Annotated in this window: 17 protein-coding genes; 14 read left to right on the forward strand and 3 right to left on the reverse strand. The window is 51.1% G+C overall.

Annotation, left to right across the window (positions count from 1 at the left end; translation table 11 throughout):
* Positions 1-5 precede the first annotated feature (5 nt).
* Positions 6-518, forward strand: coding sequence for a MarR family transcriptional regulator (locus AC0YNS_RS28125; RefSeq protein ID WP_475784234.1), 513 nt, complete (start codon positions 6-8; stop codon positions 516-518).
* A 35-nt stretch (positions 519-553) separates the two neighbouring features.
* Here AC0YNS_RS28125 and AC0YNS_RS28130 read toward each other — a convergent pair whose 3' ends face one another.
* Entirely contained in the window at positions 554-1,816 is a 1,263-nt protein-coding gene (locus AC0YNS_RS28130) for an MFS transporter (RefSeq protein ID WP_475784235.1), read from the reverse strand.
* 499 nt (positions 1,817-2,315) lie between these two features.
* Between AC0YNS_RS28130 and AC0YNS_RS28135 the strand changes: the two genes are divergently transcribed.
* From AC0YNS_RS28135 to deoC, 6 genes are all read left to right on the forward strand, one after another.
* The gene (locus AC0YNS_RS28135) at positions 2,316-3,434 is read left to right on the forward strand and encodes a BMP family lipoprotein (RefSeq protein WP_475784236.1); all 1,119 of its coding nucleotides are present in this window, start codon (positions 2,316-2,318) and stop codon (positions 3,432-3,434) included.
* 119 nt (positions 3,435-3,553) lie between these two features.
* Positions 3,554-5,071, forward strand: a complete 1,518-nt coding sequence (locus AC0YNS_RS28140; RefSeq protein ID WP_475784237.1) for an ABC transporter ATP-binding protein — start codon at positions 3,554-3,556, stop codon at positions 5,069-5,071.
* A complete protein-coding gene (locus AC0YNS_RS28145; protein WP_475784238.1) occupies positions 5,068-6,144 on the forward strand; it encodes an ABC transporter permease in 1,077 nt (358 codons plus the stop codon). The genes AC0YNS_RS28140 and AC0YNS_RS28145 overlap by 4 nt, the downstream gene beginning before the upstream one ends.
* Before the next feature lie 3 nt (positions 6,145-6,147).
* Positions 6,148-7,107, forward strand: coding sequence for an ABC transporter permease (locus AC0YNS_RS28150; RefSeq protein ID WP_475784239.1), 960 nt, complete (start codon positions 6,148-6,150; stop codon positions 7,105-7,107).
* Between the two features lie 78 nt (positions 7,108-7,185).
* Complete coding sequence (locus AC0YNS_RS28155) at positions 7,186-8,106, forward strand: sugar-binding transcriptional regulator (protein ID WP_475784347.1); 921 nt, start codon at positions 7,186-7,188, stop codon at positions 8,104-8,106.
* A gap of 24 nt (positions 8,107-8,130) precedes the next feature.
* Positions 8,131-8,814 carry a deoxyribose-phosphate aldolase gene (gene deoC / locus AC0YNS_RS28160; protein ID WP_475784240.1) on the forward strand — a complete coding sequence of 228 codons (684 nt, stop codon included), beginning with the start codon at positions 8,131-8,133 and terminating at the stop codon, positions 8,812-8,814.
* Positions 8,815-8,873: 59 nt separating this feature from the next.
* Here the strand turns inward: deoC and AC0YNS_RS28165 are convergent, their stop codons facing one another.
* Positions 8,874-9,392, reverse strand: coding sequence for a DinB family protein (locus tag AC0YNS_RS28165; RefSeq protein ID WP_475784241.1), 519 nt, complete (start codon positions 9,390-9,392; stop codon positions 8,874-8,876).
* 101 nt (positions 9,393-9,493) lie between these two features.
* Here AC0YNS_RS28165 and queF point away from each other — a divergent pair, with 101 nt between their 5' ends.
* From queF to AC0YNS_RS28190, 5 genes are all read left to right on the forward strand, one after another.
* The gene (queF, locus tag AC0YNS_RS28170) at positions 9,494-9,997 is read left to right on the forward strand and encodes a preQ(1) synthase (protein WP_475784242.1); all 504 of its coding nucleotides are present in this window, start codon (positions 9,494-9,496) and stop codon (positions 9,995-9,997) included.
* A 26-nt stretch (positions 9,998-10,023) separates the two neighbouring features.
* Positions 10,024-11,229 (forward strand): MFS transporter, encoded by a 1,206-nt coding sequence (locus tag AC0YNS_RS28175; protein WP_475784243.1) that lies wholly within the window; start codon positions 10,024-10,026, stop codon positions 11,227-11,229.
* Between the two features lie 209 nt (positions 11,230-11,438).
* Complete coding sequence (locus AC0YNS_RS28180; protein ID WP_475784244.1) at positions 11,439-17,738, forward strand: Ig-like domain-containing protein; 6,300 nt, start codon at positions 11,439-11,441, stop codon at positions 17,736-17,738.
* A gap of 78 nt (positions 17,739-17,816) precedes the next feature.
* Positions 17,817-19,256 (forward strand): tetratricopeptide repeat-containing glycosyltransferase family 2 protein, encoded by a 1,440-nt coding sequence (locus tag AC0YNS_RS28185; RefSeq protein ID WP_475784245.1) that lies wholly within the window; start codon positions 17,817-17,819, stop codon positions 19,254-19,256.
* A 91-nt stretch (positions 19,257-19,347) separates the two neighbouring features.
* Positions 19,348-19,845: a DinB family protein gene (locus AC0YNS_RS28190; RefSeq protein WP_475784246.1), complete on the forward strand. Its 498-nt coding sequence runs from the start codon at positions 19,348-19,350 to the stop codon at positions 19,843-19,845.
* Between the two features lie 76 nt (positions 19,846-19,921).
* Here the strand turns inward: AC0YNS_RS28190 and AC0YNS_RS28195 are convergent, their stop codons facing one another.
* Entirely contained in the window at positions 19,922-20,809 is an 888-nt protein-coding gene (locus tag AC0YNS_RS28195) for an ankyrin repeat domain-containing protein (RefSeq protein WP_475784247.1), read from the reverse strand.
* A 147-nt stretch (positions 20,810-20,956) separates the two neighbouring features.
* Between AC0YNS_RS28195 and AC0YNS_RS28200 the strand changes: the two genes are divergently transcribed.
* Positions 20,957-22,165 carry an acyl-CoA dehydrogenase family protein gene (locus AC0YNS_RS28200; RefSeq protein ID WP_475784248.1) on the forward strand — a complete coding sequence of 403 codons (1,209 nt, stop codon included), beginning with the start codon at positions 20,957-20,959 and terminating at the stop codon, positions 22,163-22,165.
* Complete coding sequence (locus AC0YNS_RS28205) at positions 22,158-23,366, forward strand: acetyl-CoA C-acetyltransferase (RefSeq protein ID WP_475784249.1); 1,209 nt, start codon at positions 22,158-22,160, stop codon at positions 23,364-23,366. Before AC0YNS_RS28200 ends, AC0YNS_RS28205 begins: the two co-directional genes overlap by 8 nt.
* The last annotated feature ends 18 nt before the right edge of the window (positions 23,367-23,384 follow it).

Below are 23,384 nucleotides of genomic sequence, written 5' to 3' on the forward strand. Positions count from 1 at the left end.
GTTCTATGGACGATCAGGAGAAGAAGCTTTTATTTACCAAACTGCAGCAGCTGTTTCATCAGTACGAAGCTTTTGAGAAGAAGGAGAAAAGGCTCGTTCTGCCTTTTGCCAAGCAGTGGGGAATTTCCAAGGTTACGCGCGATCTGACTCTGTCGGAGGTTCATCTTGTTGAGCAAGTCGGTCTCCATGAACCCATCAATGTGACTGCTCTTGCAGATAAGATGGGCATGACCAAAGGGGCCATTACCAAAATCAGCGCCAAATTGCTGACCCGAGGCTGGATCGAGAAAGTGGCTGCCGTAGGAAACCTGAAAGAAGTGTATTATCAATTGACGGCCGAAGGAAAGAAAGTACATCTCGCGCATAATCACTACCATGAGAAAGTAGAGCGGCAATTCAACGACTTTATCCGGAAATATTCCGATGAGGAATTACAGTTTATCGGCGTCTTGCTTGCCGATCTATCGCGGGAAATGGATCAAGCCATGGTGCAGATGGATACAATGATAAACAAATAGTGCGGCATGCTCTGACCAAACGACAAAGAAAGACCCTATCCGACTGCTCGGATAGGGTCTTTCTCGTTCTCGCGGACATTGAGATATAGGAAGGCGGAAGCGATCAGCACGCCGCCTGCGACGCACCAGGTGATGGAGATCGAAGCATACTGTGCGATGAAGCCGTGGATGAAGGAACCAATCATGCCCCCTAGCTGCAGAAATAACGAATTGAGCGACTGCATCGTGGAACGATTGTTTTCGTTTAGCTGCTGATTGAATAGGGCCATGTCCGGTGAGCCGGCGATGCCGTTGCTCATGAACAAGATGAAGTAAAAGACCGTGAATCCGGCAACACCATGCTGTGCGGCAAGGATGAGGAACAAGATGCCAAGCGCTGATCGGAATCCGAATAACAGCACCGTCACCGGCAATCGCAGCAGCTTGGACAGCGGCGTGAAGAGCAGGCTCCCGGCGGATGCGGATAGGAAGTAGCCGGCGGTCAGCAGACCGAATTGCCAATTCGCGGAATCAGTGCCGAGCATGTTCTTCACTTGCGGCTGCCAGTAGGTTTCGAGGCCTGAGAATGCGAAGCCCCAGGCGAATGATGTTAATAATAACAGCAGTACGGCAATCTGCTTGAATCCGTATTGCACAGAATCCGTGACCAGTTGAGGCAGCTGGCGAAAGCCGCTCAGCATACTCATTGACCTGCTCTCATGAATCTGCTCTACCACGAGCTTGGCAGTGAGGAGGAACTGCACCAAGATCATGACGGCCATGGCAATGAAATTAATGGAGTAGATGCCTGCGCCGAAATCCGAAGTAAGCGGACCGAGCAGATCAGGCAGCCAGCCACCGGCAAGAGCACTAATTCCCATGGCAAGCGGGATGAAGATACCTGCTTTCGCAAGTTTACTGCTTAAGTCGCCTTCGGGCTCAAGTCGGTTATATTCATCGACGAACCATGCGTCGATGGATCCGGAGGAAAGTGCTCGGGCTATGCCGAACAGGATGTAGCCAATCATAAGCGTAATCAGATTCCAAGAAACCATGACGAGCAGCACCGCGCCAAGCATGAAGACCAGGGAAATCAGATAGACTCGCTTACGGCCGAGCGCATCCGATAATCCGCCGGTCGGTAATTCGAGCAGCAGCACCGCCGCCGAGGATACGGCGAAGATAAGTCCGATCTCTTGTAGATTCAGTCCCTTATCTAACATGAACAGGCTGGAGACGGGCAGAATCAAGCCGATAATGAACCAGTGCAGCGATTGATTCAAGATATAGACGAACAATAATGATTGGGCAGATCTCATGCGGGTAGAACCTCCTGAGAGTGATAGGTTAAAGTGTAACGGGAAATGAATAAACGAACAAGAGAATGTTACATGGACAAGGTTGCGTAAACGCGTTAAACTAATAAAGAAAAAGTGGTATTTTCTGCTAATTTGTCGAAACAAAGGTGAAGAGGCCGCATCTGTATGGATGGTCTCTCAGTCATTTGAAGCCGATTGTGTTTGGAAATGGAATCCTATGACAGTGCGAAGCAAAAAAACGTATTTAAAGTCGAAAAATATGGAAGAATTTAATCGTTATGGGAATGCTATAGGTGAATAGAATGAGATGTGACATAAGTGTGAGGAAACGTTACATATCAAGGTAGGGATACTGGATTTAATCCGCAAAACTAGTTTACAAAAAGCCCAAATCACCGTATATTTGATACAGGTCAAACAAATGCTAAAACAGGTTTTTTACAAATGTTCAGACTGGGGTTAGCAGTAAACTAAATATGGAAATGAGGAGTAGAATACCATGAAGAAAAGTTTAGTAACAATCGTGATTTGTATGCTGGCATTTGCAATGGTCGTAGGTTGCGGAAGCAAGAACAACAACACTAACAATGCAGGTGAGAATGCAGGTACAAATGAAGGCACCAAGGCTTCCTTTAAAGCGGGCATGGTTACCGATTCCGGTACGATCGATGACAAATCGTTTAACCAAGGTACTTGGGAAGGTTTGCAGCGCGCAACGAAAGATCTTGGCGTAGAAACGAAATACTTGAAACCGGCTGGTACAACTGAAGCTGACTACCTGAAGGAAATCGGCAACCTGTACGATGCAGGCTTCAAAGTTATTGTTGCACCGGGCTTCAAATTCGAAACAGCGATCTTTGCGGCACAAGATAAATATAAAGACGCGAAATTCGTTCTGATCGACGGCGCTCCTCATACTGCTGACGACTTCACACCGGTTGTGAAAGAAAACACAGTATCGATCTTCTTCGCAGAGCATGAGTCCGGCTTCATCGCTGGCGTAGCTACTGCGCTTCAATTGAAAGAAGGCGAAGCAGGCTTCATCGGCGGGATGGAAATTCCGGCTGTACAGAAGTTCAACTGGGGCTTCCAGCAAGGCGTGAAATACGCGAACGACAACCTGGGCACGAAGATTTCGATCAAAAAAGAAAACGTGGTTTACCAAGGCAGTTTCGACAACGTAGCGGCAGGCGGCCAACTGGCAGCTCAAATGTATGACCGCGGCGTTAAAGTCATCTTCACTGCAGCAGGCGGCGTAGGCGTTGGTGCAATCAACGAAGCTAAGACTCGCGCTAAAGCAGGCAAAGAAGTATGGATCGTTGGCGTTGACGGCGACCAATTCAAAGACGGCGTGTATGAGGGAGACAAATCCATTATCATCACTTCCGCAATGAAGAAAGTTAACTCCGCGTCCTTTGATATGATGAAAGCTGAGCAAGAGGGTACATTCCCTGGCGGCAAAACGTTGACGTTCGACATCAAGAACGATGGCGTAGGCCTGCCGGAAGAGAATCCGAACCTTAGCGAAGATACAATGACTAAAGTCAATGATGTTGAAGCGAAGATGAAAAGCGGCGACATCAAAGTAGCAGCTGAAAAAGGCGAGCTTATCAAGTAAGAGTCTTTCGCAATAAACTTTAATTACGAGAAGAGACGGGAAGCTCCGTCTCTTTTTACCATTAAAAAAGTCCTAATCAGCTTTACCCTTACGATTAATTAGGTAAAGGAGCCTATCGTATGGAATTTGTAGTGGAAATGTTAAACATTCGCAAGGAGTTTCCGGGAGTTGTGGCTAACGACGATATTACGCTCCAGCTGCGCAAGGGTGAAATTCACGCTTTGCTCGGAGAGAACGGGGCCGGCAAGTCGACGCTTATGAGTATTCTGTTCGGGATGTATCAGCCGGATCTCGGTATGATTAAGATCAATGGCGAACAGGTTAAGATCGCCAATCCGAATGTAGCAAACAAGCTTGGTATCGGCATGGTTCATCAGCATTTTAAGCTGGTCAGCAATTTTACCGTTACCGAAAATATCATTCTTGGCAATGAAAAAGGTTTAGTGTTAGACATCAGTGGAGCAGCCCGCCGTATTGAGGCGCTCTCGAAGCGTTATGGCTTGAATGTGGATCCTCATGCGAAGATTGAGGATATTTCGGTTGGCATGCAGCAGCGTGTGGAAATTCTGAAGATGCTGTATCGGGATGCGGAAGTGCTTATTCTGGATGAGCCGTCAGCTGTTCTGACGCCGCAGGAAATTGTAGAATTGGGCAAAATCATGCTGAGCTTGATCGCTGAGGGCAAGTCCATTATTCTCATTACGCATAAGCTGAAGGAAATTAAAGCGGTAGCTAATCGGTGTACGGTCATCCGCCGCGGCAAAACAATCGGTACGGTTGATGTCGCGACAACGAGCGAGCTCAAGATGGCTGAGATGATGGTTGGACGCAATGTCTCGTTTAAAGTTGAAAAAGAAGGTAGTCGGCCAGGCGAAGTGATCCTGAAGCTGGATGGGCTCACCGTGAATAATAATAAGAACGTACCCGGGCTCAAAAACTTCACGCTCGATGTTCGGGCAGGCGAAATTGTCGGTATTGCCGGCGTAGAGGGCAACGGGCAAACAGAGCTGGTGGAAGCGATTACAGGTTTGCGCAAGGTTGAGAGCGGACGTATTGAGATGGATGGTCAAGATATTACGCGCGAATCCATTCGAGGCCGGATTCATAAGGGCATTGCCCATATTCCGGAAGATCGCCAGAAACGTGGGTTAGTACTGGATTACACGCTTGAAGAGAATATGATCCTGCAGATTTACAACCGCAAGCCATTCGCTAAGCGCGGCATCTTGAATAAGGCTGCGATACGCAAGTATGCAAGCGGTATATTGGAGAGTTTCGACGTGCGTTCAGGAAGAGGTCCGCTTTCCATGTCGCGTTCGCTATCCGGCGGTAACCAGCAGAAGGCGATCATCGGGCGTGAGATTGAACTGGATCCGGGTCTCTTGATCGCGGTTCAGCCTACGCGGGGCCTTGATGTAGGCTCGATTGAATATATTCACAAGCGATTGATTGAGCACCGGAACAGAGGCAAGGCGGTGCTGCTCATCTCGCTGGAGCTTGACGAGGTGCTTAACGTGTCAGACCGCATTGCGGTACTCAATAACGGAGAATTGATCGGCGTCGTCAACGCGTCCGAAACAAACGAGAACGATATCGGCCTGATGATGGCCGGAGTTGGAAATGGGGGAGACCAATGAGGAATGTCATTATATCCCTATGTGCGGTGATATTCGGTTTGCTCGGGGGCGCAATTCTGATGGCCGTGACGGGTCATCAGCCAATCGAGGGTTACAGGTACCTCTTCGAAGGCGGGCTCAAGAATCCGTCGCGCTTCGGAGACACGTTAGCAACCGGGACTCCGCTTATCTTTACAGGGCTATCGGTCGCTTTTGCATTCCGTACGGGTCTGTTTAATATCGGAGCGGCGGGACAGATGTTGTTCGGCGGCTTCTGCGCCTCGGCGGTGGGTCTTAATATCGATACCTCAAGACCGCTGCTTCTACTGCTCATGATACTTGCCGCTATTCTGGGCGGCGCAGTTTGGGCATTTATTCCGGGACTGCTCAAGGCCAGATTCAATGTACATGAGGTGGTATCCACCATCATGATGAACTGGATTGCTTATTGGACCATCTATTATGCGGTTCCGGCTTATCTGAAAGCGGAACAAATCGAGACGGAATCACGCTCACTTGCCGATAAGGCTACGTTGAAATCACCTTTCCTCTCCGATATGTTCGGCGGTTCTTATGTGAATTTGGGATTGTTTCTGGCGGTGATTGTCGTGATCGTCATTGCGTTCATCATTAACAAAACAACGCTCGGATACGAGCTTAAAGCAGTCGGCTTCAACCGTCATTCCGCTGAATATGCAGGGATTGGCGTTAATCGCAGCATCATCACGTCCATGCTGATTTCCGGCGCTCTCGCGGGACTTGGCGGACTGGCGCAATATGCCGGTAACGGTAATAACATTCAGATCGGTGTATTGCCGACGCAAGGTTACGATGGAATCGCGGTTGCCCTGCTTGGTGCCAACTCTCCGATCGGCGTATTGTTATCCGCGCTATTCTTCGGCCTCCTGTACTCCGGTCGCGGCTTCATGAACGCGATGACGGAAATACCGCCGGAAATTGCGGATTCGATTATCGCGATCATTATCTACTTCGCAGCAACAAGCGTACTGATGGACAAGCTGATTACGCGATTTATGTCCAAACGCAAAGAGGCAGCTGCAAACGCAGCGGTCAGCGGAAAGGAGAAGGTGTAGCGCATGTGGATCACGATTCAACAAATATTCCCGTATGCGATCATGTTTACGATTCCGCTGCTCATTACAGCGCTGGGCGGACTGTTTAGCGAACGAAGCGGAGTCGTCAATATCGGTTTGGAAGGGCTGATGGTCATTGGTTCCTTCGCAGCGGCCTTCACGATGTATAAGCTCCAGACGGCTTGGCCTGATCATCAGATTGCATCCATCTGGATCGGACTTCTGGTGGCGATTGTGGCAGGGACGCTCTTCTCGTTGCTGCATGCTTTCGCGAGTATACATCTAAACGCAAATCAGGTTATCAGCGGCACGGCGATTAATATGATTGCCGGAGCTCTTACGGTGTTCCTCTCCCGCAACATCACAGGCAGCGGTAATATCCGCCTTGCCGGCGGGTTTCCGCCTTTTAATGTGGGTTGGGGACTATCGGATATTCCTATCCTTGGACCGCTGCTCTTCACGAAGACATATTGGACGACTTGGATCATCCTGCTCGTCGTCGTTCTCAGTTCATGGGTGCTGCGGAAGACGGCTTTCGGCTTACGATTGCGCTCTTGCGGTGAATATCCGCAGGCAGCAGAGGCGGCCGGCGTTAATGTTCGCAAAATGCGCTATATCGGCGTTCTGATCTCCGGTGCTTTCGCAGGTTTGGGTGGTGCCATCCACCTGGTTACGATCGCCGGTGAATTTACGGGGACGGTTTCCGGTCTAGGGTTCTTGGCACTCGCGGCTTTGATCTTCGGACAATGGCGTCCGATTGGCATTCTGGCTGCAACGCTGTTCTTCGGCTTTGCGAGCACGGTGGCCAACGTATCGCAGGTTATTCCGGCATTTGCTTCATTTCCGCCGATTATTCTTAAGGTGTTCCCATATGTCATTACCTTGATCGCGCTCGTTCTGTTCTCCAAGACATCACAAGCGCCTAAGGCTGCCGGGGAGGTATTCGATTCGGGCAAACGTTGATGAACAGTGAGTGAGCTATTGACAGGGGAGAGTTGAGAGCCAGTGCATGAAGAACGTTCAGATGATAAAAGGGGAAAAATGCTGGATGCGGTCCGGATGTACTATCAACTGGACTACAGCCAGCAGGAAATTGCCAAGCAGCTCGGCGTATCCAGGCCGACTGTAAGTCGCTTCATTCAACAAGCTAAAGAAGAAGGCTACGTGATTATCAGCATCGTCGATCCGCTGGAGAACAACGACCTTCTCGCATGTCAAATCGAGCGAAAGTTCGGGCTCAAGAAAGTCATCATCGTCAACGTGCCGCATTATGAGGATGCCGTGGTCAAGAAGTATTTAGGCCCGGCAGCGGCGAAGTACGTGGACAAAATCATCAAGGACGGCGATATCGTCGCCACGACTTGGGGAACTACGCTGTATGAGGTTGCGCTAAACCTGCAGGATAAACATGTCAAGGACGTGAAGGTCGTACAGTTGAACGGCGGCGTCAGCCATTCCGAGACGAACACCTACGCGTATGAGATTGTGAACCTGTTCGGCAAAGCGCTCCATACCGTCCCGTATTTCATTCCTCTGCCCGCGATCGTCGATCATCCTGTCGTGAAGAAGACGATAGAAACGGATCGCCATATTCAGAATATATTGGACCTAGGCAAGAAGGCCAACATCGCGATTGTGACGGTGGGTGCGCCGACGGAAGATTCCGTCCTGATTAAAGCGAACTATTTTAACGAGAACGAGCTTCGGATGATCTTCGAGAAAGGCGCAGGCGATATTTGCTCGCGATACTTCAATCTGGACGGCGTGATCTGCTCCCAAGAGCTGAATCAGCGCACCATCGGCATTGATCTCGAGGATCTGAAGAAGAAAGAGAAATCCATTCTGGTAGCAGGCGGCATCCGCAAGGTCGACGGCATCTACGGCGCGCTGCGCGGAAGATATACGAATGTGCTGATAACGGACCAATTCACCGCCAAATACCTGCTGGAGCGGACTAATTAAAACAGACAGAGAGTAGGAAATAGGATGGGTAACGAGTTACAAGGAGCAGCATTAGCGGCTTATTTTGACCATACGTTGTTGAAACCGGAAGCGACGGCGACGCAAATCGCTAAGCTCTGTGAAGAAGCGAAGCAGTACAAATTCGCGACCGTTTGCGTGAATCCCTACTGGGTATCGGAAGCAGCGAAACAGCTTGCAGGTTCAGGGGTCGGCATCACGACTGTTATTGGCTTCCCTCTGGGTGCATCAAGCTCGCTCGTCAAAATAGCAGAAACGAATGACGCCATCGCCAATGGCGCAACGGAAATCGACATGGTGCTTAACATAGGCGCGCTGAAATCCGGACGCCTCGAAGAAGTGGAACGCGATGTTCGCGGCGTAGTCGAAGCTTGCCAAGGACGCGCGGCCAGCAAAGTTATTCTTGAAGTGGGCTTGCTCACGGATGAAGAGAAAGTCACGGCTTCCGAGATTTGCAAACGTGCCGGCGCAGGTTTCGTGAAAACCTCGACCGGTTTCGGTCCTGGCGGCGCGACCGTTGAAGATATCGCGCTTATGCGTCAAACAGTCGGACCGGAAATGGGTGTTAAAGCTTCGGGCGGCGTGCGTGATCTGGCAGCAGTTCGCAATCTCATTGCAGCAGGTGCGACACGCATCGGCGCAAGTGCGAGCGTGACGATCGTCAGCGGCGGTACTAACGAAGGCTACTAATTTCATGTGGCAAGACAAAGCGAGAGAGGTGCATATGATGCACCTCTCTCGGTTATTTTCTAGCGATTCAAGTATCGTTCACGGATGACATTCAGATGATGCAGCTCATGGCCGACGATGACGTACGCGAGCGCTCTGGCGGATATATCGGTGTTGCTCGCGATGCCCTTTCGCAGGAAGGACGACGGCGTTAGGCTGCGCAACAGGGAAGCGGTGGCGGCGCGGACGGCTGAATAATCTGTGAGAAGATCGGCGATCGTGCTGTTGTCAAACGATGCGCCTTGCACGAATTCATTCTCATCAAAGCCGGGAAGCGGCGTACGGTCCCCGCGCGCGATTCGAAGTAACCGGTAACTCATAATGCGCTCCGTATCTGCGATGTGGCCGAGTACTTCTTTGAGGCTCCACTTACCAGCCGCGTATCGATACGCCGCTTGTTCCTCGGTTAACGAGGAGAACAGTGCTGTCATTTGGCTGCGGTTGCTCTCAAGGTGCTGCAGCAAATCTCCGTCCGGAGTCACTGCGATATACGTGCCGAAGTGTGATCCGTATTCATCTGCTGAAGGTCTGGTTAACAAGAGCATCATCCCCTTAGGTTGAATTGAGCCTGCGATAAGGTGTAAGCTACTAGAACAAGAGTAACCCTCGAACCAAGTAAATACAAGGAGTGTATTCGAAAATGTCAGGAAGATCCAAAGAAGAGCTGCAAAGCGGCGGCATTACCCAATTGGGCAATCAAGGTACGTCCTATCTGTTCAACTACAGCCCGGAGGTGCTGGAGTCGTTCGATAACAAACATATCGGGCGCGATTATTTCGTGAAATTCAATTGTCCTGAGTTTACGAGCCTGTGCCCGATTACGGGACAACCCGATTTCGCCACCATCTATATCTCGTATATTCCCGATGTAAAAATGGTGGAGAGCAAGTCGCTCAAGCTGTACCTGTTCAGCTTCCGTAACCATGGCGATTTCCACGAAGATTGCATGAACATCATTATGAATGATCTCATTGCGCTGATGGAACCGCGCTACATTGAGGTGTGGGGCAAGTTCACGCCGCGCGGCGGCATCTCGATCGATCCTTATACCAACTGGGGCCGTCCGGGCACGAAATTTGAAGAAATGGCACAATACCGTCTGATGAATCACGATCTGTATCCGGAGAAAGTCGATAACAGATAAGTCAATAAGTCAGGAAGTGGCTGCAAATGAATTTTTCATGGGAACGGAACTTAGTTGTACTGTGGATCGGGGTTTTCTTCTGCAGCATGGCCTACTCCATCTCGATTCCTTTTCTGCCGATCTTCTTAAATACCGAGCTTGGCGTGGAGCATCATCTGGAAGCGTGGTCCGGGATCGCCTTTGGCATTACCTTTCTGGCGAGTGCATTGATATCCCCGTTCTGGGGCTCGCTCGCCGATAAATACGGACGCAAGCCGATGTTGATTCGCTCAGGCTTCAGTCTTGCTGCACTTTATTTATTGAACTATTTTGTCCATGATCCGTACTGGTTTCTGCTTATCCGTATCTTCCAAGGGCTGCTGGCCGGCTTCGTGCCTGCCTCAATTGCGCTTGTTGCAACGAATACGCCGGAAGAGAAGACAGGCTATGCGCTTGGCATTATGTCAACGGCCGGAGCGACAGGGAGCATACTCGGACCGCTCGCAGGCGGCTTAGTCAGCCACTATATCGGTAATCGGGAGGCTTTCCTGTTCTCCAGTGCCATTGTTCTGATCTCTGCCCTTGTGGCAACCTTCTTCGCGAAGGAGCAGAATTTCAATCGCAAGGCTGCCAGGTCGCATGTGCGAGATGATCTGAGACATGCGCTGGCCAATCGTCCGTTTATGATTCTGCTGATGCTTGTTGCAATCAGCACCTTCTCGGTCATGATATTGGAACCGCTGATTACGCTGTATGTGTTGAAAATGGGTATTTCCCGAGAGAAAGCCTCTTTAAGCTCCGGTATTATTTTCTCGGCGGTCGGTATCGCTACGGTCATTATGGCGCCCAGATGGGGCAAATGGGGACGTAAGATCGGCTATCAGAAAGTATTGCTGATTGGGCTTATCGGCGGTGGTATCGGCAATCTGCTGCAAGTTTTCATTACCGGTTATATCGGCTTTGGCGTGCTGCGGTTCGGGTACGGCCTGTTCTTCGCCGCCGTTAATCCATCGATTAACGCGATGATTGTACAGAATACCGAATCGGAATTCCGAGGTCGGGCGTTCAGCTTGAACCAGTCCGCCTCGCAGCTTGCGACGATGGCGGGACCGATTATCGGAGGCTTGCTCGGCGGCATGATGCCGATCCATTATATCTTCGTCATAAACGGTGCTCTGCTGCTGTTATCTGCCCTATTATTTAAGCTGAAAGTAAAGCAGAATTCCGCCGCTGTTATCAGTCACCAACCATAATTTGTAAAAATACGGAATCCAAAACCGCTTCGCGAGATGAATCATCCCGCAGGCGGTTTTTTCGTCATAAAATGACAAAAATATGGCACTTTCGCATTCTCTATCGAATGCTCCCGTGGTATAGTAGCAGTAGTATAAATGGTATAGAATGCCTATTGCGATGATAGATTCCACTCTTCATATATGCCAGGGGAAGGATTTGTTCGTTCATGACTAAGAAACAGAGAAAACAGCGGCTGAAGTCCGTGAAGAATGCAGCTAAGATGCTCGGTACGGCAGCAGCGCTAGCCGTTCCGGTTGCCCTCGCGGTTCCCGGATTTGCAAGTGCAAGCCCGGTGATTATCCCGCAGCCGACTAATCTACCGGTCGTCATCAAGAGCATCAACAGTACACTCGCCGATGAGTATGCTTCTAAACTAATTGCGGGAAGTAACTTTCAAATTGCTTTAAACACGATCTTTGAAGAGGCTGCTGCGCTAGAGTATACCGTTGTTGTCCAGAATAGCAGCGTAGCTGACGTTAAGGTCACGGGCAACAACACCTTGAACATAAACCTCAAGAAAACCGGCTCCACCATGGTAGATCTCATTGTACATAAGCCGAACGAGAGTATGTCCATCCATGAACGTTTCTCCTTAAAGGTCGGCGCTAACGGAGCGCTCGATCCTGATCAAGATGGAGCTGGAATTGCTGATATTATTAAGTATTTCAACAGCCACGCAGGTGAATTCCACTCCACAGGTGATTTCCGCACACTCCTGCAAGCCGCAGTCTCAAGTACAGTACCGACGCCGAATCATGCGCCGATCGTCTCCCCTGAAACCACATTTATCGTAATGACAGCAGGAACCTACAACGAAATTCAATTAAACGATCTATTCAGCGACGAAGACGGCGATGAGCTTTCCTTCGAACTGATTAACCCTCCATCCAGCACTTCTTTTGTAAATGCACATCTGTATAGCGATACTAGTACTCTAGTCCTGAGCGCTATAAATCCAAGCTCTCAGCCTCTCATCGTTACCGTGAATGGGACAGATGGTGAAGAGATTGCTACGAAGCTGTTTAGCGTGACGGTTGGGGCTGCGCCGGTGGTGAATCATGCTCCGGTGGCGAACGTGCTCAGCGTGGTGGAACTGAATGAGAACACTACGACATCCATTCAACTCGGAGGTACGGATGAAGACGAAGATGAGCTGACAGCGATTATCGTAGAAGGCAAAGGTCCGATTCATGGCGAGTTGATCGCAAGCTCATCGGAGCAGAACAAGTTCACGTACGTGCCGGATGCGGACTATAATGGAACGGATTCGTTCACGTATATCGTGAACGATGGTACGGAGGATTCAGATGAGGTTACCGTAAACATTACGGTAAATGCAGGGAATCACGCGCCGGAAGCGAACGTGCTCAGTGTGGTGGAACTGAATGAGAACACTACGACATCCATTCAACTCGGAGGTACGGATGAAGACGAAGATGAGCTGACAGCGATTATCGTAGAGGGCAAAGGTCCGACTCATGGCGAGTTGATCGCAAGCTCATCGGAGCAGAACAAGTTCACGTACGTGCCGGCTGAGGACTACAATGGACCGGATTCATTCAAGTATATCGTGAACGATGGTACGGAGGATTCGGATGAGGTCACGGTAAACATTACGGTAAATGAAGTGAATCACGCGCCGGTGGCGAACGAACTCAGTATGGTGGAACTGAATGAGAACACCACGACATCCATTCAGCTCGGTGGTACGGATGCAGACGAAGATGAGCTGACAGCTATTATCGTAGAAGGCAAAGGTCCGATTCATGGCGAGTTGATCGCAAGCTCTTTGGAGCAGAACAAGTTCACGTATGTGCCAGATGCGGACTATATTGGACCGGATTCGTTCAAGTATATCGTGAACGATGGTACGGAGGATTCGGATGAGGTCACGGTAAACATTACGGTAAATGAAGTGAATCACGCGCCGGTGGCGAATGAGCTCAGTGTGGTGGAGCTAAATGAAGATACTACGACATCCATTCAGCTCGGCGGGACAGATGCAGACGAAGATGAGTTGACGGCTATTATCGTAGACGGTCCGGCGCATGGCGAGTTGATTGCAAGCTCTTTGGAGCAGAACAAGTTCACGTACATGCCGGATGCGACCTACAATGGACCGGATTCGTTCAAGTATATCGTGAACGATGGTACGGAAGATTCGGAAGAGGTCACGGTGACGATCAGGGTCAATGCCGTGAATAAAGCGCCAGTGGCAAACGAACTCAGTGTTGTGGAGCTAAACGAAGGTACTACGACATCCATTCAGCTCGGCGGGACAGATGCAGACGAAGATGAGCTGACAGCTATTATCGTAGAAGGTCCGGCGCATGGCCAGTTGATCGCAAGTTCGTCGGAGCAGAACAAGTTCACGTACATGCCGGATGCGACCTACAATGGACCCGATTCGTTCACGTATATCGTGAACGATGGTACGGAAGATTCGGAAGAGGTCACGGTGACGATCAGGGTCAATGCCGTGAATAAAGCACCAGTGGCAAACGAACTCAGTGTTGTGGAGCTAAACGAAGGTACTACGACATCCATTCAGCTCGGCGGGACAGATGCAGACGAAGATGAGTTGACGGCTATTATCGTAGAAGGTCCGGCGCATGGCGAGTTGATTGCAAGCTCTTTGGAGCAGAACAAGTTCACGTACGTGCCGGCTGAGGACTATGATGGACCGGATTCGTTCACGTATATCGTGAACGATGGTACGGAGGATTCGGATGAGGTCACGGTGACGATCACGGTCAACGCCGTGAATCATGCGCCGACACTTGAGGCGATGCAGGATATCAATATCCTTGAAGATCAATCCATATTGGGCGAATTGACAGGGAGCGACGTGGATGGCGATGTGCTGACTTATCGGCTGACGTCGGCGAAGCCTGCATCAGAGACGTTTACTCTCAATGAAGACGGTAGTTACAGCTTTAAGCCTATCGCAAACGCATATGGAAGTACTTCATTCACCTATGTCGTCAATGATGGACAGACAGATTCGAATGTATCGGTCGTAAACATTAACATCGCCGCTCAAAATGATGCGCCAAGAGCACAGGATCTTAGCTTTGAAGTGAATGAAGGTGAAAGTAAAGAAATTAGCTTCGACGGCTGGGACGCGGATCCCGGGGAGACGAGTACGCTTCAGTACATGATCGTCGACGACGAAGGGCCGAAATACGGCACGGTTACACAGGATCCGGAAAAACTGGGACAGTTCACCTATGTTCAAGACGGCGGGAAGAGCGGGTCAGATTCGTTTAAGTACAAAATCTATGACGGCAAAGAATATTCGGACGTGAAGACAGTACAGATCACGATTATCGATGTAAATCACGCGCCGGAAGCGAATGAGCTCAGTGTGGTGGAGCTAAACGAAGACACTACGACATCCATTCAGCTCGGCGGGACAGATGCAGACGAAGATGAGCTGACAGCTATTATCGTAGAGGGCAAAGGTCCGATTCATGGCGAGTTGATCGCAAGCTCGTCAGAGCAAAACAAGTTCACGTATGTGCCAGATGCGGACTATAATGGACCGGATTCGTTCACGTATATCGTGAACGATGGTGCGGAGGATTCGGATGAGGTCGCGGTGACGATCACGGTCAACGCCGTGAATGACGCGCCGACACTTGAGGAATTTCAGGATATCAACATCCTTGAAGATCAATCCATAACGGGTCAATTGACTGGGAGGGACGTGGATGGCGATGTGCTGACTTATCGGCTAACGTCGGCACCTCCTGCATCAGAAGAGTTTAGTTTAAATGAAGACGGCAGCTACAGCTTTAAGCCTATTGCAAACTCATATGGAGGCACTTCGTTCACCTACGTCGTTAATGATGGACAGAAAGATTCCAATGTATCGGTCGTAAACATTAACATCTCCTCTCAAAATGATGCGCCAAGAGCACAGGATATCAGCTTTGAAGTGAATGAAGGTGACAGTAAGGCAGTTAGCTTCAACGGCTGGGACGCGGATTGGGAAGACAGAGACACGCTTCAATACATCATACAAGAAGGGGAAGGGCCGGATTATGGCACGGTTACGCCGAATTCGCCAAGTGCGGGGGAGTTTACTTACGTGCAGGACAGAGGGAAGAGCGGATCAGATTCGTTTAAGTACAGAATCTATGACGGCAAAGAATATTCGGACGTGAAGACGGTACAGATCACGATTATTGATGTGAATCAAGCGCCTGAGGCGGAAGATTGGAGCTTCGAGGTTGATGAAGACAACAGCTATTCAGATTATTTTCATGGTACGGATGATGACGAGGACACGCTAAGTTTCACCATCCTGTCTTCCCCTAGCCATGGATACTTGTCGCGCAGCTCTTCGGATTTGAGCCGCTTCACGTACTATCCTAACGCAGATTACACTGGCTCGGATTTGTTCACTTATCGTATAAATGATGGCGAGGTTAATTCGGCGACCATCAACGTAACCATCACGGTCAAAGATGTCAATGTGCGGCCAACCGCGCCTAATATGACGTTCGACGCGTATGAAGGGCAAGAGCTGCCTGGCACGCTGGTCGGCGGAGACGACGATCAGGATAATTTGACGTATACCCTTGTGGAAATGCAGGGAGCTCCAGGTGCAGGGACAATCACACAGTTTAATCCCGAAACCGGCAAATTTGTATATGTGCCGAATGAAGGCGTAATCAGCGGCCAAGATACTTTCATGTATAAAGTAAGCGACGGCAGATTGGAATCGATCGGCAGTGGAGTCGTTACCATTACGATTCACGAGGTCGACAACGCTCCTATTGCAGATGAAAAGACGTTTTACACCGATGAGGATACTCCGTTGTCGGATCAAGTTACAGGCACTGACCCGGAAGGCCAAATTCTAACTTTCACGGTAACGGAGAACGGAGCCCCAGTGAAGGGATTGCTGGAGCTAGACTCGGATGGCCATTTCACCTATACGCCTTATGAAGACGAATACGGCGAAGATCATTTTACCTTCAGCGTATTTGACGGAACTTCTTATAGCGAAGCAACGATTACAGTCATCATTACTCCCAAGGATGATGATCTGGAATCGGGAATGGTTGGGAATGAAGGTACGATTGAGCTAGGCTCCGGTCAGCGTGCCAAGCTTGATTTAACTAAAATCTTTAAAGAAGTCGACGGCCAGCCTGTAATCTATAGCACGACCTTCCAACCGAATGGATACAGCACTGCGGGCGGATTACACGGTTCAGAGCTTGAGGTGATATCTCTTGGCTCTCCGGGATTTGTCAGCTTTGATTTGATGGCTAGCGATACCGGCGGAAGCTCATGGCTGACGATACCTGTACGAGTGTATCTTGGAGAGAGCGGCATTTGGGATGAGGGACTTTCAAATGATCAGCTGGAGTACGAAATCAATCTATCTTCATATTTCACGGGTTCATTTAATTACAGTGCAGAAGTAACTTCGGGTAATGCTCAAGTTGTATCAATCGAGGATATGGAAGGACAGACGCTTCTGACACTAGGATTGGATACAGATGACATTTCGACGATAGAAGTCGTGGCCGATGATGGCAACGGCTTGACGATTACCGATGAATTTAAGCTCTATGTCGGGCTTACGGTCGAAGATTTCGGCGTGCAATTCTTTGATAATTACGATAATCAGGGCTATGTGGATCACAATGCCTATATTGACATGAAAGACATCTTTCATAATGCCGACGAATTCCAAGTTACCGCTTATAACGATGCAGAGATCAAGAGCATTGGCAGTTATGATCTCGGTATTTGGACGATTGATCCATGGCTGAACCTATGGACGGATGCGACATTTACGACGGTGTCAGAAGTTGAAGTCAAGGGTCGTACAGCCGACGGAAACGAAAAAAGCTATACGATCTTAATTCGGGAGAATTCGGCTCCGGCTTTAGATGGTGGTGGAGAAGCTCCGCCGATAATGCTTAAGAAAGGCGTGACGGTTGAGCTGGAAATCACGGATGCTGAGGGAGATCCTATAACTTCGGTTATTGCAGTTCCTGATGATTCCATTTGTGGCGAAAACGGCAATTGTGTCACTACTTTCTATGCGAACGGGAAGCTGCTTGTACTAGGTTTGGATGCAGGTGTGCAGTCACTGGAAATCATGACATCGGATGGGCTGCCGTTTGGCTCAGGCTATGCTTATCGTACATTCGTCATCTTCGATGATAGCATCGATATTTTAGACGACTTTAGTATCGATAAAGACCTTGCAGGTCTATTAACGGGTATGAACTTAGCAACATTGACACTGGATTTTGTAGACAGTGAGTATATTATTCATAGCAGTCTTTCTCTAAATGGGTCGATGTTACATTTTGATGTGAATTCAGAAGCTATGTACCCAGGTGACTATGAATTCATCACGGTGAGCATTTCGGATGGAGAGATAACCAGAGAATTTAAACTTTACATGAACGTCGCCTTCCCGGAGGAAGGTTCCGCTTAGAAAAAGATTTTAACCATTGGCCAACTTATTTCTGGTTGGCCTTTTCTTTTCAAATCAAACCCGAAGGAGAATGAGCTCTTGGAACAGGCAACGGATAAGAAACAGTCAGCTTCGAACGCCATTCGTCAAGCGCTAACGGCTCGTAAGTTCAAACTGGCGGAAAAGCTGGCACTCGATAGTCTGCGCAATCAGCCGCTATTGGCGCAATATTGGGTGTTTCTTGGCGAGGCGCTGCTGCATCAAGGCTACGCGCAAGAAGCGGGACATGCCTTCGAGAGAGGCAATCTGCTCGACCCGCAGGCGCAGTGGGGGAGCGAGGTGCAGAAGGTGCTGGCGGGCAAACCACCGGGGGAATCGCGCGTGGATTTAGCTGAATTATGGCAGCTGCAACCAGCTGTAACCGTTGCGGCGGCTATTATGACGCGCAATGAAGCACGTTGTATCGTCCGCTGCGTCAATAGCTTACAGGATGCCGTAGATGAAATCCTCATTATCGATTCGGATTCTACGGACGGCACGATTGAGCTTGTGGAGCATCTGCCGAAGGTGAAGATTATACGAAGCGTTGCGCTGAATGATGATTTTGCATGGAAGCGAAATCAAGCTCTGCCGCATATCAAGAGCGATTGGGTGCTCTGGGTGGATGCGGATGAATGGCTGTTTCCGGAGGACATCGGCAATGTCCGAATGGCGGCATCGATGTTCCATGATCGTTTCTCGCACACCGTTCTTAATGTATGCCAAGTCAATCAGATACAGGGTAAAATATCAGCTGATTATGCGAACCCACGCATGTTCCCGCTTAATCGCGGCTTACATTATTACGGGCGTGTTCACGAGCAGGTTGTCATTGAAGGCGAAGATATGTACGACGACCGCATGATGAGGCGCCCGGTCCGTATCCGGCTTCATCATGACGGCTATGAGCCGGCAATCATGGGGCAGCAGAACAAGCTTGAACGCAACCTGCGATTGCTGAAGCTGATGGTGGAGCAGGAGCCAAACAATCCGGGCTGGTATCTGTATTACGGCAGAGAAACCCTAGCGACAGGGGATATTGAGAAAGCGAAGGCGTTATTCCTTGAGGCAGAGCGGCTTGCTCCGGGTAAGCCGAATTTTGGCAGGTTACTGGATGTCCTGATGTATTTGAACAAAATCTATATGAACACGAAGGATTATGAGCAGGCACAACGCGTATGCTTACGTGCCCTTGAAGTGCAGCCAAACTTCCCGGATGCCAAGTACCACTTGGCCAGAGCACAGATGAGGCAGGCGGGAGTTCTGTTGCAGCAGGCAGAGCGCAGCCTCAAAGAATCGAAGGAGGCATTCCGTACTTATCGGGGAACTGTAACGGCGGATGCTGCGATTGCGGATTGGAAAGCAGATCTTGCGCTCGCGGATCTTACGGCAATAGCGGGCAAGCAAACAGAGGCGAAAGCTAAGTATGAGCAAATTCTCGCCAGTCATCCCGAGCTGAACATGGTGCGAAAGAAGCTAGACAGCATGAACCATGTATAAAAGTTGAACTCAACTGACATGCTGTTGTCAGCAGACCTGCGATATAGTACATACGAGAAGTCATTTGAAGCAGGTTATGGAGGCGAAACATATGTTTAGAACAGTTAAAGATTTTATTGAGGACTACAAGCAGGAATCGCAAGGGACGCAGAAGCTGCTGGACCTGCTGACGGATGAATCGCTGGCACAGTCGATTGCGACAGGCCGCAGAACGCTTGGATTCCTGGCATGGCATTTGGTTCACGATGATGCAGGTATGCTGGTCAAGATCGGACTTCATTTCAAGGCACCGGCAGCTAATGAGGAACAGCCGCAATCGGCCGCTGTTATTGCAGAAACTTACCGCGAGACAGCGGCATCCATTCTTGAAGCGGCATCGCAGTGGTCCGATGAGAAGTTGCTCGAGAGCCACAACCTCTTCGGTCAAGTATGGCAAAATGGTGTTACGCTGTCGAAGTTCATTAAGCATGAAGTCCATCACCGCGGTCAACTGACCATTCTCATGCGCCAAGCCGGACTGCCTGTTGCAGGTGTGTATGGCCCTTCCAAGGAAGAATGGGAACAGATGGGTATGACAGCTCCAAAGTGATGTAATGGACAAAAAAGAAGGCCGAACGGTTTCCACTCGCATGCGAGAGGATGACTGCTCGGTCTTTTTGCTGTCTTTATAAGCCGCCTAAATTGCGCAGCAGCGCCTCGTGCTCGGTCCGCTTGAAATGATTGGCCCATCCGAGCGGCGTACTGTGATACCGGCGATCCTTGATATTCAGATCGGCGCCTCGCTCCACGAGCAGGTGAATGATTGTTGTGTTCGTACCCGCTGCTGCCCAGTGCAAGGGAGCGGCGCCGGTATGATCGAAGCCGGAAGGAATGCCGTTGACATCGGCACCGCGGTCTAGCAGATAAGAGGCGGATTCATGGCTGCCTCCAATGATGGCATAGATGAGTGCCTGCTGCAGCAGCTCCTCGGGAGCGCTTGGATTCGTTGTGTTGACAGGTTCGCGGTGTTTGCCGGCGCTCGGCAGAAGCTCTCCATCCGGACCGAAGAAAGAGGCCAGCAGATCCGCTCGGCCTACGGCAGCAGCAAGCTCAAGATCAAGCGCCGCGCCTCGGCGGACGAGCAGCTCGGTCACCTTCGTGCAGCCGTACCAAACGGATTGCGCTAGCGGTCTGCGGTCATCATTCAAGCCGTTAATTGGCGTTCCGGCATCAAGCAGCAGATTCGCCATTGCAACATCGTCGTTGCTGGCTGTCCATTGCAGCGACGTTTCTCCGCGCTCCGGATCAATTGCCCTTGCATTCACATCCGCTCCAGCATCCAGCAGAGCTTGTCCGATTTCCAACTGGTTCGGATAATGGCCGGGCCAGTCACATAGATGATGCAGCAGCGTTCTTCCTTGCAACGATCTGGCGTTCGCCAAAGCAGGATGTGCGTGCAACAGCTGCTTGAGCAGCTCTACATTCCCGGTCTTCACCGCCGTGCAGGCATCCGGAAACGCTGCCGATAGCGAGTCTTCTATTGCTTGATTATCGAGTTCATTGCTGTGAATCATCCGTCGATCAACTCCAACCCATAATGGTCAAATCATAAGGCCTTTGTTTCCACTCTATCATGAATCGGCTCCGGCGAAAATACGATGTAATAAGCGCCAAATAGCAGGCAACGCTTCTGTCTGATTCAAGAAGGGGGAGCGTATGAGGTGAAATTCTCTCTGACGGAAGAACAATTGATGATTCGCGAGATGGCGGCACGGTTTGCGGAGCATGAGGTGGCACGGGAAGCAGGCGGACTGGATGAGGCCGAATTATTCGACAGGCGTTCGTTTGACGCGATGGCGCAGCTTGGTTTTACGGCATTGCCTTGGCCCGAGGAGGAGGGGGGCGCTGGCGGCGGGTTTCTCGGTTTTGTCCTGGTGCTGGAGGAGTTGTCCAGAGTAAGCGCGTCGCTTGGCGCGGCGCTGTGGGCCCATGTTTTTCTATCGGCGTGGCCGTTGCATCGGTTCGGGAGCGTGGAGCTGAAGCGGCATTATCTGAGGAGACTTATCGAGGGCATCAGTATAGGTACGGGTGTGCTGCCGGGGGCAGTAGATCCGGGGACAACACTGCGAATCGGAGTCTCCGCGCAATTGCAGTCGTCGCAGGGTGATGAGGCGCAAGAGGAGTGTTATGTCCTAAACGGTCAGCAAAAATATATCCTTGGCGGCACGACGGCAGATTACTTCATCATTTACGCGGTGACCGGAGAGAGTGCGGGAGGACGACGCAAGCGCTACAGCGCTTTTATCATCGAGAAAGACAGCCCCGGCCTTCTGATTCAGCCGGTCACGAAGAAGCTTGGTCTGCGCTCAGCGGGTATGGCGCATTTGAAGTTTCAGGATTGCCGCGTGCCGAAGAAGCAGCGAATCGGTCGTGACGGTCAGGGCGGCGCGATTGCAGGTCGTGCGGCGGCAGGTGTGCGCTACGGCCTTGCCGCAGTTGCCGCGGGTATTACGCAAGGCGCTGCGGAAGCTGCGCTTGGTTATGCCAAGGCGCGTTCGCAGTTCGGCAAGCCGATCGCGAAACATCAGGCAGTGGCTTGGATGCTGGCGGATATGCGGACTGCTGCCGATGCCTCCAAGCTCCTTGTGTATCAAGCAGCTTGGCTGGAGGATCGGGGACTTACGGAGGACGGTGAAGGCTGGGAAGCTGCGCTGGCGCTCAGCTTTGCTGCGGATGCTGCGATGACGTCGACGATCCATGCCGTTCAGGTCTATGGCGGTTACGGCTACATGAAGGAATATCCGGTAGAGCGGTATATGCGAGATGCGAAGGCAGTGCAGATCTTCAAAGGGCTGGACCTCAGTCCGAAGTTGCCGCAGCCCAAAGGAAGAGGCAGTGGCGGAAGGGAAAGGGGGCGACGCCATGGCTGAGCTTGTCATTGTAGGGAGCGCGCGGACGGCGTTCGGCAAGTTTGGCGGAGCGCTGAAGGGGATGAGGGCGACTCAGCTTGGCGGTCTTGCCATTGAAGGTGCACTGCATCGCGGAGGAATATCGCCTGCTGCGGTAGATGAGGTCATTATGGGGATGGCCGTTCAAGCGGGAGCGGGCCAGAATCCGGCGAGGCAAGCAGCGATGCTGGCAGGACTTAGCCATTCGGTACCGGCGGAGACCATCAATAAAGTGTGTGCATCGGGCATGCGGGCGCTGACGATGGCTTCGCAGATTATTAGGGCGGGCGATGCGGAGCTGATCGTCGCAGGTGGCATGGAGAGTATGAGTCAAGTCCCGTATGCCTTGACGGAAGCGCGTATGGGCATGCGGCTGGGGGATGGCCGGGCAGCGGATCTACTGCTTCGCGATGGGTTACGCTGTGCTTTCGCTGATATGCATATGGGTGACTATGCCGACAACATTGCGGCCGAGTACGGCATCAGCCGATTGGAACAGGATGAATGGGCGCTGCGCAGCCATGAGCGTGCCGTTCAGAGCAGCCTGCAGGGTTACTTTCATTCGGAAATTGTTCCCGTTCCGCTGCCGGGTGCAGTGCCGACGAAGAGTCATGTATTCGCGATCGATAAGGATGAAGCGCCTCGCGGAGATACAAGCGCAGCGAAGCTGGCTGCGCTGATGCCGGTATTCGCTGCCGGAGGTTCCGGCACGATTACGGCAGGCAACGCCCCGGGGATCAACGACGGAGCGGCGGCGCTCGTTGTGGCCTCGAAGAGCAGGGCGCTGCAGGAAGGCTGCGCCCCGCAGGCTGTGCTGCTCGGTCATGCCGCGGTTAGCGTGGAGCCGCGCAATTATCCGATCGCGCCGGCTTTTGCCGTGCAGAAGCTGCTGCAGCAGCACGGGCTCGCGATGGATGCGATTGACCGCTTCGAGGTCAATGAAGCGTTCGCGGTTGTTGTCTTGGCCTGCGGGAAGCTGGCAGGCTGGGATGCCGACAAGGTCAACGTGCATGGCGGCGCTATCGCACTCGGCCATCCTGTCGGAGCAAGCGGCGCACGGATTATCATGACGCTGATTAACGGATTGAAGCGGCGCGGCGGGGGATTAGGAATCGCAGCGATTTGCAGCGGCGGCGGTCAGGGCGATGCCGTGTTGGTTCGGGTGGATGATAGCTGCGGATAGGTTGGAGCAAAAGGGCTT

Source organism: Paenibacillus sp. J22FR21 (genome assembly GCF_056269135.1).

Bases quoted from the DNA above. Each gene is read 5' to 3' on its own strand.
- AC0YNS_RS28125 (WP_475784234.1), top strand. From the start codon at position 6: ATGGACGATCAGGAGAAGAAGCTTTTATTTACCAAACTGCAGCAGCTG.
- AC0YNS_RS28140 (WP_475784237.1), top strand. From the start codon at position 3,554: ATGGAATTTGTAGTGGAAATGTTAAACATTCGCAAGGAGTTTCCGGGA.
- AC0YNS_RS28155 (WP_475784347.1), top strand. From the start codon at position 7,186: ATGCTGGATGCGGTCCGGATGTACTATCAACTGGACTACAGCCAGCAG.
- deoC (WP_475784240.1), top strand. From the start codon at position 8,131: ATGGGTAACGAGTTACAAGGAGCAGCATTAGCGGCTTATTTTGACCAT.
- AC0YNS_RS28190 (WP_475784246.1), top strand. From the start codon at position 19,348: ATGTTTAGAACAGTTAAAGATTTTATTGAGGACTACAAGCAGGAATCG.
- queF (WP_475784242.1), top strand. From the start codon at position 9,494: ATGTCAGGAAGATCCAAAGAAGAGCTGCAAAGCGGCGGCATTACCCAA.
- AC0YNS_RS28205 (WP_475784249.1), top strand. From the start codon at position 22,158: ATGGCTGAGCTTGTCATTGTAGGGAGCGCGCGGACGGCGTTCGGCAAG.
- AC0YNS_RS28135 (WP_475784236.1), top strand. From the start codon at position 2,316: ATGAAGAAAAGTTTAGTAACAATCGTGATTTGTATGCTGGCATTTGCA.
- AC0YNS_RS28180 (WP_475784244.1), top strand. From the start codon at position 11,439: ATGACTAAGAAACAGAGAAAACAGCGGCTGAAGTCCGTGAAGAATGCA.
- AC0YNS_RS28145 (WP_475784238.1), top strand. From the start codon at position 5,068: ATGAGGAATGTCATTATATCCCTATGTGCGGTGATATTCGGTTTGCTC.
- AC0YNS_RS28130 (WP_475784235.1), bottom strand. From the start codon at position 1,816: ATGAGATCTGCCCAATCATTATTGTTCGTCTATATCTTGAATCAATCG.
- AC0YNS_RS28175 (WP_475784243.1), top strand. From the start codon at position 10,024: ATGAATTTTTCATGGGAACGGAACTTAGTTGTACTGTGGATCGGGGTT.
- AC0YNS_RS28195 (WP_475784247.1), bottom strand. From the start codon at position 20,809: ATGATTCACAGCAATGAACTCGATAATCAAGCAATAGAAGACTCGCTA.
- AC0YNS_RS28150 (WP_475784239.1), top strand. From the start codon at position 6,148: ATGTGGATCACGATTCAACAAATATTCCCGTATGCGATCATGTTTACG.